Source organism: Mariniflexile sp. TRM1-10, assembly GCF_003425985.1.
Taxonomy (GTDB): Bacteria; Bacteroidota; Bacteroidia; order Flavobacteriales; family Flavobacteriaceae; genus Mariniflexile.
Genome location: NZ_CP022985.1, coordinates 394,441 through 407,382 on the forward strand (window position 1 = coordinate 394,441; position 12,942 = coordinate 407,382).

The following is a 12,942-nucleotide window of genomic DNA, read 5'->3' on the forward strand; positions in this document are numbered from 1 at the left end:
TCAAAGTATGAACTTGTCGAAGCCAGATAAATAAAGAAGAGGTAGAGAATGACTTCGACAAGTCAGTCTGACACCGTATGGTTTAAATTGGCTTTGTAGAACATAGTTTGTCAAGCTGAAAAATGGTGTAAAAAGCCAGTCATAAGTATTGTTTTGAAAAGGAATCATCTCCACTTGAACAAGCTATAAAAACTGCAACTACAAGCATTGGAAACATTAAAAGTTTTTGTGGGTGCTTCATGGTTTATCTTTTTGTTTTTTTTCTAATCTTCATTTCTTGCTTGGCCGATCCTTCCTCATCATGCTGATTTCACAATGAGTTCTGAATATATATAATATTTAATATTAACAATAGTATTGTCAATAAAGCGAGGCAAATTTTACAGACTTTTATTTTACAGATCATTCTTTTTTTGTTCATGCTTTTTTTTTGAGGTATGATTTTTTAGATGCACTTATTTTAAAAAACTTGTGCAGTATTTTATTTTTTTTCAAAAAAAAAAAGCTCTCACTATTTGAGAGCCTATGATTAGGATATAAAATTACAGAGGTGGCGGTGGCGGGAAACGACCATCTTCTCTCCGGTGAGGTGGTGGTCCGTGCTCTCTTCTTCCTGCTTTGTGCAAGGCTTCATTAATTATTTCTTTAAAGATTTCCTTTTGTTTGTCATTACAGATTTCTTGGATCTTTTTAAAATGGTAATAGGTCGCCACATCTCTCATTTTTTCTTTTTCACCTATTAAAGTCGTAATAGAATCAACATAATTTTCGTCGATAGCTGAATTGGAGATGCTATTAAAAAGAGCATCTTTCAATTCCTTTTTATCATTGCGGATTCTCATCATTTTATGGTGATGTTCTCTGTTTAATAATTCTATTTTCTGCATTTGTTCACTGTCAAACTCCAATTGTTCTATAACAAAATCCATTGGGTTTTTGGGTCTGCTTTCTTTTTCCGTATCAGGTTTCCCTATATAATTATACAAGAAAAAGCCATTGACACCAATCAAAAAGAAAAGTAAAATATATAGAACTGCATTTTTCTTCATAACTAATTCATTAAAGAGTTTCCATCTTCAACAGATAACCCATAAGCATCGGCAAAATTGCTAATATTTTCATGGTAATCATCCGTTCTTAAGTCATCCGTTTTTAATTGTGTAAAGGCAAATACATTCAAAATAATCACACAAACCAAAGCTGCCAATTGCAATCGGGGCGAAAACCAAAACCATTCGTGTTGCTCTTCTTTTTCAGCAAACAAGCGCCGCATGGTTTTATCTTTAAAAAAGGGAGGCGCCTTTACTTTTTCAATGGCATCTATGGCCTTAAAAGCATCCTCAATTTTGTTTTGTATGTTTCTATTTGTTTCCATTATAATGATTTAGATACAATTTCTTTTAAAAACTTGCGTTAGTTGTCTTCTTTATAAAAATTTTCCAATAATTGTTGTAAATTCTTTTTAGCGCGAAATAATAATGATTCAATTGAAGGTACGCTTTTATTGGTTATCTCACTGATGTCCTTATAGCTCATCCCTTCAACTTTATTCAAAGTAAAAACTACTTTTTGAGCTTCGGGCAATTGATTGATCGCCCTAAAAAGGGTTTCACTTTTCTCTTTATTTTCCAAAATAATTCCTGGATGGTTCATTTCCGTGAAATATGGCGTCTTATCTAAAGGAATGTCATTTCCAAATAACGATTGCAAAAATGCAAATCGCTTTTTAGCATTTCTCTTTCTTATAAACTCCAAACATTTATTAGTGGCGATTCTGTATATCCAAGTCGACAGTTTAGAATCGCCTTTAAACTTTTTAATGGAATTGAATACCTCAACAAAAACCTCTTGCGCAATATCTTCGGCGTCCTCTTTATTGGGCACAAACGAGATACACGTACTAAATACCTTTTGCTGAAAATCGTCAATCAACTTGCTATAAGCAGGCTGCTCTCCATTTTTAAGTTCCTTAATAAATCTTTTCTCTTCCAAAAACGACGTATAATAGCCGCAAAATAATAAAATTAGTCATCAAGTCCGTTACCCTTTTTCTTAGAAATGAAAAGTTCAAACAAGTTCACAAATTAAACGTAACTTTGCAGCTTTATTTAAACACCATGCGATTACACAGAAATTTATGCTTTTCGGTTATAGACGGATTAACCTTAATTTTTAACGAAGGACATTATGCCGATAAAGTCATTCAACAACTATTAAAACGAGATAAACGATGGGGCGCTCGCGACCGTGCTTTTGTTGCCGAAACCACATACGATATTGTACGTTGGAAACGCCTTTATGCAGAAATTGCTGAAGTAAAAGAACCTTTTAATAGAGAGAATTTGTGGCGTATGTTTGCAGTTTGGGCAACTTTAAAAGGCATCAAATTACCCGATTGGAAATATTTTGAAGACACACCAACCCGAAAAATAAAAGGACGTTTTGATGAGCTTTCAAAAATCAGAAAGTTTAAGGAATCGATTCCAGATTGGTTAGACGAACTAGGTGAAAAAGAATTAGGAAACACTGTTTGGAACAAGGAAATTACCGCTTTAAATGAACAAGCCGATGTTATTTTAAGAGTAAATACCTTAAAAACCACCAAAGAAAAATTACAAACCGAGTTATTTGATTTAGATATTGAAACCGAGTATTTACAAGACTACCCAAATGCTTTAAAGCTTAAAGAGCGTGCTAATGTATTTACTACCGACGCTTTTAAAAATGGCTTTTTTGAAGTCCAAGATGCCTCGTCTCAATTAGTTGCCGAATTTTTAAATGTACAACCCGGTATGCGAGTGGTTGATGCTTGTGCTGGTGCTGGTGGAAAAACGTTGCATATTGCTTCCTTGATGGAAAACAAAGGGCAAATTATAGCTATGGACATTTATGAAAACAAACTTCATGAATTAAAAAGACGCGCAAAACGAAACGGCGCCCATAACATAGAACCACGAGTTATCGATTCAACAAAAGTCATTAAAAAACTATACGATAAAGCGGACCGTGTTTTAATTGACGCCCCTTGTTCTGGCTTAGGTGTGTTGCGCAGAAACCCAGATGCTAAATGGAAATTACAACCAGACTTTATCGAAAAAATAAAAACAACCCAACAAGACATTTTACAGCAGTATGCTAAAATGGTAAAAGTTGGCGGACAATTGGTTTACGCAACATGTTCTATTTTACCATCAGAAAACCAGGAACAAGTTGACAAATTCTTAACATCAGAATCCGGTAAAAATTTCACGCTTGTAAAAGACAAAAAAGTATTAGCCCACAAATCGGGGTTTGATGGATTTTATATGGCTTTGTTGGAGCGGAAGGTTTAGTTTTTGGTTTAAAGAGCATAAATGATTATTATCAAAAGCAAAATTCAAAACAGGATGCGCTTTCATGTTCAAAACCTAGTGAATAACTCTAAATTTTCATTGAACTATTTACACCAAATTAAACTTAAAAAAAGTAAATTTGCACTTTGTTAAACACAACACAAATCAATACATAATGATTCATTTCTTTGGAAACGTAACCAGCAAGGTATTTGCTGTCCAAACAACAAAAGAATTATCAACCGAAACCATCGCTAAATTAACGTGGTTATTTGGCAACCAACCAAAGATAGAACAAGCATCGCTCGATGCTTTTTTTGTTGGTCCACGTGCAGCTATGATAACACCTTGGAGCACAAATGCTGTTGAAATTACCCAAAATATGGGCATTTCCGATATTATAAGAATTGAAGAATTCCAAGCAGTTTCTGAAGATTTTAAAGGTTTCGACCCGATGATTTCTGAAAAATTCAATGGATTAAACCAAGAATCATTTACTATAAATATCAAGCCTGAACCTATTCTCGATATTGAAGATATTGCAGCTTACAACCAAAAAGAGGGTTTGTCTTTAAGTGATGAAGAAGTTGACTATTTAAAAGGAGTTGCAAAAAAAATGGGGCGTCCGCTAACAGATTCCGAAGTTTTTGGGTTTTCTCAAGTGAATTCAGAACATTGCCGTCATAAAATTTTCAACGGTACTTTTGTGATTGATGGTGTTGAAAAACCAACATCACTTTTCAAATTAATTAGAAAAACATCTGAAACACATCCCAACAGTATTGTTTCGGCTTATAAAGATAATGTGGCTTTTGTTGAAGGTCCCAAAGTGGAACAATTTGCACCAAAAACTGCAGACAAACCAGATTTTTACCAAACAAAAGCATTCGAATCCGTTATTTCATTAAAAGCAGAAACCCACAACTTCCCTACCACCGTAGAACCATTTAATGGTGCTGCAACAGGTTCGGGTGGTGAAATTCGCGATAGACTTGCCGGAGGAAAAGGTTCATTACCATTAGCAGGTACAGCGGTTTACATGACATCCTATTCTCGATTAGAACAAAACAGACCTTGGGAAAAGGCTTTTTCAGAGCGCAAATGGTTATACCAAACGCCCATGGATATTTTAATAAAAGCATCCAATGGTGCATCCGACTTTGGAAACAAGTTCGGGCAGCCGCTTATTTGTGGTTCGGTGTTAACCTTTGAACACGATGAACATTTGGACAAGCTTAATGTGACAGCAAGAAAATTAGGTTTCGATAAAGTCATCATGCAAGCTGGTGGTATCGGCTATGGAAAAAAAGATCAGGCTTTAAAAGATAAGCCACAAGCCGGTGATAAAATTGTTATTCTTGGTGGCGAAAACTACCGAATTGGCATGGGTGGAGCTGCCGTATCTAGTGCCGATACTGGTGAATTTGCATCTGGCATCGAATTAAACGCCGTGCAACGTTCCAATCCCGAAATGCAAAAACGTGCTGCCAATGCCATTCGTGGCATGGTGGAAAGTGATGAAAATTTTATCGTTTCTATTCATGATCATGGTGCTGGAGGCCATTTAAATTGTTTAAGCGAATTAGTAGAAGATACTGGCGGAAAAATAGATTTAGACGCCTTACCGGTTGGTGATCCAACGCTTTCCGATAAAGAAATTATTGGTAACGAATCACAAGAACGTATGGGCTTGGTGATTGACAAAGACCATATCGATATCCTTCAACGTATTGCTGATAGAGAACGCTCCCCGATGTATACTGTAGGTGATGTTACAGGCGACAATCGTTTTACATTTGAATCTAAAACCAATGGCCACAAACCAATGGATTTAGCTATGGAAGACATGTTTGGTAGTTCACCAAAAACCATCATGACCGATAAGACCGTTGAAAGAAACTATGCTAATATTAGTTATGACGCCACTAAGTTTCATGAGTATTTAGAACAAGTTTTGCAATTGGAAGCCGTGGCGTGTAAAGACTGGTTAACAAACAAAGTGGATCGTTGCGTTGGCGGAAAAGTAGCGAAACAACAATGCGCTGGCCCTTTACAACTGCCTTTAAACAATGTTGGCGTGATGTCGTTGGATTATAAAGGAAAAGAAGGCATTGCAACCTCTATTGGGCACTCCCCTATTTCTGGATTAATTAATCCCATCGCAGGAAGCAGAAATGCTATCACCGAAGCCTTAACCAATATTATTTGGGCACCGTTAAAAGATGATTTAACATCGGTTTCCTTATCGGCAAACTGGATGTGGCCTTGTAAAAATGAAGGTGAAGATGCGCGTTTGTATGAAGCTGTTCAAGCGGTTTCAGAATTTGCGATTGATTTAGGCATTAATGTGCCTACAGGGAAAGATTCCTTATCAATGAAGCAAAAATATCCTGATGGCGATGTACTTTCCCCTGGAACGGTTATTATTTCCGCAGCAGGAAACTGTAATGATATTGCCAATGTCATTGAGCCTGTTTTCCAGAAAAATGCAGGTAATATTTACTACATCAATATATCACAGGATCATTTCAAATTAGGCGGAAGTTCATTTGCGCAAGTATTGAATAAAATTGGAAACGATACACCAACGGTAAAAAGTGCCACTTACGTAAAAACCGTTTTCAACACCATTCAAAAATTAATAAAAGACAAACAAATAGTTGCAGGACACGATGTTGCTTCCGGCGGTTTAATTACCACATTGTTAGAACTGTGTTTTGCTGATAATAATTTAGGTGCTGAATTAGATCTTTCTGCTTTAGCTGAAAAAGACTCCATAAAAGTGTTATTTTCTGAAAATTCCGGTATTGTGATCCAAGCAAAAGATGCTTCAATTGAAACCGTATTAAGTAAAGCGCAAATTGATTTTTATAACATTGGAAAAGTAACTAGCAGTGATGTTTTGAGCATCACCAACAACAACGACGTTTTCACTTTAAACATATCTCGTTTACGCGATACTTGGTACAAAACCTCGTTTTTATTAGACCAAAAACAAACGGCTGAAGGTTTAGCAAAAGACCGATTTGATAATTACAAAAACCAACCCCTTCAATATACATTCCCAAGTCACTTTACGGGCCTCACCCCCAGCCCCTCTCCAAAGGAAAGGGGTGCGAGACCCAAAGCAGCTATTTTACGGGAAAAAGGCAGTAACTCCGAACGTGAAATGGCAAATGCGATGTATTTAGCAGGTTTTGATGTGAAGGACGTACATATGACCGATTTAATATCAGGTCGTGAAACTTTGGAAGATATTCAGTTTTTAGGTACTGTTGGAGGCTTTTCAAATTCCGATGTTTTAGGCTCTGCAAAAGGTTGGGCAGGCGCTATTAAATATAACGAAAAGGCCAATAAAGTGATTCAGGATTTCTTTAAAAGAGAAGATACACTATCGGTAGGTATTTGTAATGGCTGCCAATTATGGATGGAATTGGAACTTATCAATCCAGAACACGAAGTTCACGGAAAACTGCTTCATAACGATTCGCATAAACATGAAAGCGCTTTTACTTCCGTTAAGATCCAAAAGAACAATTCGGTCATGCTTTCAACATTAGAAGGTGCCACCTTAGGGGTTTGGATTTCACATGGCGAAGGCAAATTTAGCTTGCCTTTAACAGAAGACAATTATAATATTGTTGCTAAATATGGTTATAGTGAATATCCACACAATCCCAATGGTTCCGATTTTAACACCGCTATGATGTGCGATAAAACAGGGCGCCATTTAGTAACCATGCCACACATTGAACGTTCTACATTCCAATGGAATTGGGCATATTATCCTGAAAACAGAAATGACGCCGTGTCACCATGGTTGGAAGCATTTGTGAATGCCCGACTTTGGTTAGAAAAAAAATAAGGAGTTATTTATAAATTCTTGAAAAAGCTTTTACTTTGGTAAGAGCTTTTTTGTTTTTAAAATGCACAACGAATTGAACAATTATTTCACTTAATGCTCAATGAGATGTGCATAATTATATTTTCTTTCTCTTTCTTAAATTTATTAAAACAAATCTAAAGGAGCGCAGTCGAAACCCTTGCCAAACCCTTTTCTGTCAAGCATTTCGACTTTAGTTTATCTTGAGCATTGTCGAAAATGAAAATATATTTTTATTTGAAGATAAAAGCGCAGCTTACGAAAGGCTCAATGTGACAATTTAGAATAACCACGCTTAACTTAATGACATTGGGCTTGAACTAGCAATTAATACGGTGTTACCCAACGTTTTTTTTAATCCGCAATTATGAAATTCAGGGGCATTTTATAAGAAACATTGATAGGTTTTCCTTCTTTTGTTCCTGGTTCCAAATTTGGTAATAATCCAATAACTTCAATTGCATTTTGGTTCATAATTTCAGGACCGCCAGCAGCATTGATATTTATTGGTTTTCCGTTTGTGTCAATTACAAACTCAATCATTATCTTTATTTTTCCTGTAAGTTCAACATCAGCTGCGAGGTCAGTATTAAATTTCCTCATTACGTGTTGCTGAATAAACTTGTTAGTACACTCTTTCCTTTTTTCAATGTCCCATTTTGATTTACAGTCAGGTGCCAATGGTGGATTTTCAACTTCGTTAAATTCTACAATTTGAGATTCATCAATTTCTTTAGTTACTAATTCTGCTTTTGAGTAATCAACACTTTTTATTTTTTCTGATTTTGACTCAATAACTTTAGTCTCTGAAGGTTTATCGTCACTCAATTTCTCCATTTCTAATCGAATCATAGGCAAAATAAAATAGGTTTTACCACTGTTTTCTTGAAATGTAATATGCATAGAAGAAAATCCGTCATTCTCTGTTCCAATTAGTATTTGATCATTTTTTATTATCCAATTTTGATTGTCAAGAAAAAATAGTTCTTTCATTCTTTCATCTCCTAATTTTCCATATTTAATCCTAAAAACTTTATTTCCTTTAAAATTGAATTTTGAGCCTAAAAAAGCATCTTCAATTAATTTTAAAGCTTCTTTTTGCGGAACTTCGTCAGAATTTGGAATATCAACATTAACAGCTTTCCATTCTCCCATTAAATTTTTATCATTCAGATTTTGTGACTTTGCTAAAAAGCTAAATATTAATGCTATAACTAATAGTGTTTTTAATTTCATAATGTTTGTTTTTAAATGTTATGCCTGTTGCACAACTTGGTAAATTAGTCAAAACTTAATTTTGCAAAAGTTTTTAAAAACAAATAAAGCCTGACAATTAATCCTTTACAATTTTGTGCAATTATACAAATGCTATTTTATGTCTCTTTTTTAGTTGTACAACAGCTACTATTGTTCTAGGTAGTGCTTATTTATCAAATATTTCAATATCAGATATTTTTGTAGTCCCATTTCTAGGTTCAGCGTTATCTGAATAAACTATCCATTCCAAAACTTTGTCGGAATTCTGAAATTTCTCATTTAGCTTTATGTCTTTTAAATGTAAACATCTAGTCGGTAAAATTGGGTCATATCTTGAAGGGCCATATTTAGGACTAGCATAACCTCCATTCATTGTTGGAATATATGTCGAATCCACAACATCTCGAATTGTATTTTCCATAAATATGTTTGCAATTCCATCTTTTACATCTTCTTTTTCTGCCAAATATTCTTGTGGGATATTAATATAAGCATTTAAATAATTTGCAAGTACTTTTCCATTGTTTCTAGCCCAAATCCTTAATGTGTAATTCGTTTTATATTCTTTAGTTGGTTCTGCTTTTTGAAACATTCCTCTATCTCCGATTGTAAAAGAAGGCATTCCATAATTCGGTTTTGTTACTTCATAAGTCCTTTTTGTTATCTCTAATTCAAGGTCAATAATTGGTGATTTTGTCCGATTTAAAATATCCTTTATTTCATAATCATACATTGGTTCTGAATTAAAATTGAACCTCTTATAGTATTTTCTGTCGTTTGCTTGATGAGCAGTATTGCTTTTAGGTATTTCAACTACATAAATTACTTCGTCTAATTGTTCGTTTACAGTAACTGAATGAATTTTAATTCCGTTAATTCTTGGTCTAATTTTACTTTGAATAATTTGTTCAAGCCATTCTTTTGTAATTTCTTTTCGGTTTATTGGGTCAACTGATTCTGGTAAATGTCTATTGATTTTATCTTCTTTAATTCCGTAGATTATTATTCCTCCGTCAGAATTGGCAAAAGCAGAAACATCTTTAGAAATTTCGTTCGTCTTTTTATCATTACGTTGTAATGAGCCAGATGCTTTATAATCAAGATTTAGGTTTTCCTCGATCTTATTTTCTATGTAACTATTAATTTTATCTAAATCCATTTCTTAATTCTGAACACTTTTCTAGCATTACCTATAACGATTTACAGCTACCCGAAGGTGGTTATTTTGTAACGATTCACTGTCAACCAAGCACAAACTTTAGCTTGATTTAACCACTGAACTGCCACTTTTGGGTAGATGTTGTTATGTACCGTATTTTATTAATACATTTCTCGTCTATACCAAATTGTTGTGTCGTATTTTATGAAATTAGTTTTTAGTATTGTTGCTATCAACTCTTCCCTATCTATTCTACTCCAAACTATATTTTCAATGTCACGATTATTTTTTCGCTGAAATCTTGATTGAATCAATTCCTCTACTTTTGTTTTGTCAAATTCTTTATAATAGAAAAAACTGTTTAGAAGACTTACAGTTTGAGATAAGGCAATTCTGTCTTCTTGACTTTTATCTGCTAATTTATCAATTAGCTTTACTAAATAGGTATTTAATTCTGAATTTTTGAGGATAAATAGTGCATTTGAAGAGTTTATCGCAATTTGACTTATAGATTTGTCGATATCAAAATCTCGCAGTTGAATAAAGCATCTGTTAGAATTACTCCGACTGTAATTAAAGTCATCATCTGTAATAATAATTTCTTCCCATATTTTCTCTTTAACTAAAGACCATCTTAAATCTAGTCTCCTTTGTTCGGGAATCAGTTTAATAGAATCAACTTGAAAATTATCTCTAATAATTTTATCTATAATATTATCCGATTGTTGATTACACAAAAGATAGTCAATATGATTTGTATTGGAGTCCTCGTTTCCAAAAATGGTTTTTAATAATGCTAAGGCCGAAGTGTTTGATGATTTCACTTCTTTAATTAATGAGTCTGCAGAAGAATATGATGCACAATCAATTGACCAAAAATGGTTTAGGTCTTTTAGTTCATTGACACTTATTATTTCTCTGTTGGTGTTTTTTTCGATTAACACACATTGAACTTTAGACAAAGCTTTTTCAAAAGAATTTAAATCTTCAATTTTTATTTCTCGACTATTGTATCTCGAATTGTGAGTGAATGAATTTAATAGCCACTTTGCTTCATTTGCTGCCCAAGTAATAGAAAAACCTTCTTTTCTTAGGTTTTCAAGCTCATTTGTAATGTGTTCAAGGTATAATTGATATATTGAAAACAATAGAGCTTCTCTCTCTGGTGTTATTTCAATATTGGACCTTGCAACATTTGTTTTAGGTGCATTTTTTCCCGAAGTATTAACTATAGCATATAAGTTTCTACCGTTAAAGCCTGGTGTGTTAAAGTCAACTCGAATACCTTCGATACAAGTTCCAATTGGTTGTACATTATTTCTATCAATTTCTCTGTAGTCTAGGAAATCCCACTCTTTCCAATGTTCAATGTAACGTAATGCAAATGCCAATGTCAACCCATCTTTTTCAACTTCTTTAATCTTTAGGTACTTATCGTCAATATCAAATCCAATTCCCTTTAAATGACTTTTCAAAACCTCCTTAGGACTTGTGTATCCAATAGAGGTTAGTTTTTCATTTACCTCTAGCTGCAACTTGCAGTTAGGAATTAGTATCCATTTTCTTAGTTCTTTTTCTATATTTGAAAGATCTACATCTGCTCGTACATAAAGTTTAATTTCAGTTCCATGTTTTTTAATTTCATTACAAACTTTATCTATAGATAAATACTTCAACAGATATTTTCCATGTACTTTCTTTATTTTCAGTAAAATGGCTTTATCTGATTCGCTTGATTTTGTCAATATGTCAATATCATCCGCTATTAGAAAACAAGTTAGTAATCCAATTCCAAATCGGCTTATAGGTGAAAAATTAGGATATTTCTTTTTAAACGCTTCATCTTGATATCTTGAAGATCCCACTTTTAGTAGATGGTTTTGGATTATATCTAATGTCATACCAGTTCCATTGTCAATAAATGACAACTCTCTCTTTCTCTCTTCCCATTTAATTTTGATTTCTGGATTATAATCTAAACCTTTTCCTTCTGAGATTAATTCATGTTTCTTTAGCTTTGAAGCATCAATTCCATTTTGAGTTAGTTCTCTCAGTACTACGGTTGGATCATTATAAAGTGTATGACCTACTAAAAGGTCAAGGATCTTTGTTTGGTCAAGGACGAATTCGAATTGTCTCTTTTCAAAATCTTTAGTTTCAATATTTGAATCATCTATATTCCTCCAAGGATAGTTAAAAGAATTTCCATATAATTTATTTGCTGCTTCGTTGTATTTATAATTGTCCTTTAATTGTTTGTTTGCGTAATTTATATATGAAACTAAACCAAAAAAGCCTTTTTCTTCTTCGAAAAGTGCAATAATTTCTAAAGTGTCTTTTGGAATTAAATCGTCAGCAACTCCTTCTTTGTTTTTCTTAATTTGAGGTCTAATAGTTTTAACTGCTCGTTGCTTCGCCCATTCTTCCTGACTAATTGGGTCAGTCGGATTTATTAGATTAAATTCAATTGAAGGGGTTCGGTCTGAAGTTATATGAAGCAAATCTGCAGTCCTTAAGATTAATGCGGAATAATGTAAATTAACAAGTTCCTCTTTTGAAGGACCATACTGTTGATTTGGTTTGTATTTATCAAAATCATCTAAATCAGATAAATGATGACTTTCACAAATAAGAGCTAAGTCTCTTCTAAACATATAATCAATGCTGGAAATAAGCTTTTTTATTTCTACAACAACCTGTAATTCATGTTGGAAATTAGGATTTGGTTCATCAAGTATCCAATATTTTATTCTTTCTGCATGAGTCCTTCTAACAAGTTCTTGATAAATAAATCTATCTTGTGTTTCTTCATTTATAAGAGATAGAATTTTATCTCTGTAATCTAAGCCAAACTGTCCGTCAATTATTAATTGTTTGTATGTAGAGAAAGTTGATTTTTTTCTTTCCCTAAATTCTTCTTTGGTCACAAGCATACCTAAATCATGAAAATATATTGATAGGGTCAGCATAAGCCAATTAGCAGGTGTTAACTTTTCTTGAGTTTCTTCTGGAATTATCCATTCGAGAGAATCGAGCATGAAATCAATATGGCTTATATCATGTTTGGTATACTCGTCAAAAATTCCATCTCTACCAATTTGTCCAAGTATATGAGCTACTTGTCGTTTTACATGCAACAACTTAAGTCCGCTAAAGGATTTTAAACTTTCAGCTTTTTCAGCTAATTTCTCAGCTTTGCTTGTCAATAGTATTTCATTCATATTTTCGTTGTTGTCTTTTTTATATGGCGCATAACAATCAAATAACCACAACAAATAGCAATACAATTGTAGTTATATTCTTTATGTATG

At 33.6% G+C, this 12,942-nt stretch carries 8 protein-coding genes; 2 read left to right on the top strand and 6 right to left on the bottom strand.

Features of this window, described 5'->3' with window-relative positions; genetic code table 11:
* Positions 1-542 precede the first annotated feature (542 nt).
* The 3 genes from CJ739_RS01910 to CJ739_RS01920 are packed head-to-tail and all read right to left on the bottom strand — an operon-like array spanning position 543 to position 1,992.
* On the bottom strand, positions 543-1,049 hold the full coding sequence (locus CJ739_RS01910) for a Spy/CpxP family protein refolding chaperone (protein ID WP_117172376.1): 507 nt from the start codon (positions 1,047-1,049) through the stop codon (positions 543-545).
* Between the two features lie 2 nt (positions 1,050-1,051).
* Entirely contained in the window at positions 1,052-1,375 is a 324-nt protein-coding gene (locus CJ739_RS01915) for a hypothetical protein (RefSeq protein WP_117172377.1), read from the bottom strand.
* A gap of 38 nt (positions 1,376-1,413) precedes the next feature.
* On the bottom strand, positions 1,414-1,992 hold the full coding sequence (locus CJ739_RS01920; protein ID WP_117172378.1) for an RNA polymerase sigma factor: 579 nt from the start codon (positions 1,990-1,992) through the stop codon (positions 1,414-1,416).
* Positions 1,993-2,117: 125 nt separating this feature from the next.
* On the opposite strand from CJ739_RS01920, the gene CJ739_RS01925 reads away from it, so the two are divergent.
* Both CJ739_RS01925 and purL read left to right on the top strand, forming a co-directional pair.
* Positions 2,118-3,332, top strand: coding sequence for an RsmB/NOP family class I SAM-dependent RNA methyltransferase (locus CJ739_RS01925; protein ID WP_117172379.1), 1,215 nt, complete (start codon positions 2,118-2,120; stop codon positions 3,330-3,332).
* A gap of 175 nt (positions 3,333-3,507) precedes the next feature.
* Complete coding sequence (gene purL, locus CJ739_RS01930) at positions 3,508-7,197, top strand: phosphoribosylformylglycinamidine synthase (RefSeq protein WP_117172380.1); 3,690 nt, start codon at positions 3,508-3,510, stop codon at positions 7,195-7,197.
* Between the two features lie 372 nt (positions 7,198-7,569).
* Here the strand turns inward: purL and CJ739_RS01935 are convergent, their stop codons facing one another.
* The 3 genes from CJ739_RS01935 to CJ739_RS01945 all read right to left on the bottom strand — a co-directional run bounded on the left by CJ739_RS01935 (position 7,570) and on the right by CJ739_RS01945 (position 12,852).
* On the bottom strand, positions 7,570-8,451 hold the full coding sequence (locus CJ739_RS01935) for an energy transducer TonB (RefSeq protein ID WP_117172381.1): 882 nt from the start codon (positions 8,449-8,451) through the stop codon (positions 7,570-7,572).
* A 187-nt stretch (positions 8,452-8,638) separates the two neighbouring features.
* The gene (locus CJ739_RS01940; protein WP_117172382.1) at positions 8,639-9,631 is read right to left on the bottom strand and encodes an AlbA family DNA-binding domain-containing protein; all 993 of its coding nucleotides are present in this window, start codon (positions 9,629-9,631) and stop codon (positions 8,639-8,641) included.
* Positions 9,632-9,792: 161 nt separating this feature from the next.
* Positions 9,793-12,852 carry an HD domain-containing protein gene (locus CJ739_RS01945; RefSeq protein ID WP_117178670.1) on the bottom strand — a complete coding sequence of 1,020 codons (3,060 nt, stop codon included), beginning with the start codon at positions 12,850-12,852 and terminating at the stop codon, positions 9,793-9,795.
* Positions 12,853-12,942: the final 90 nt, after the last annotated feature.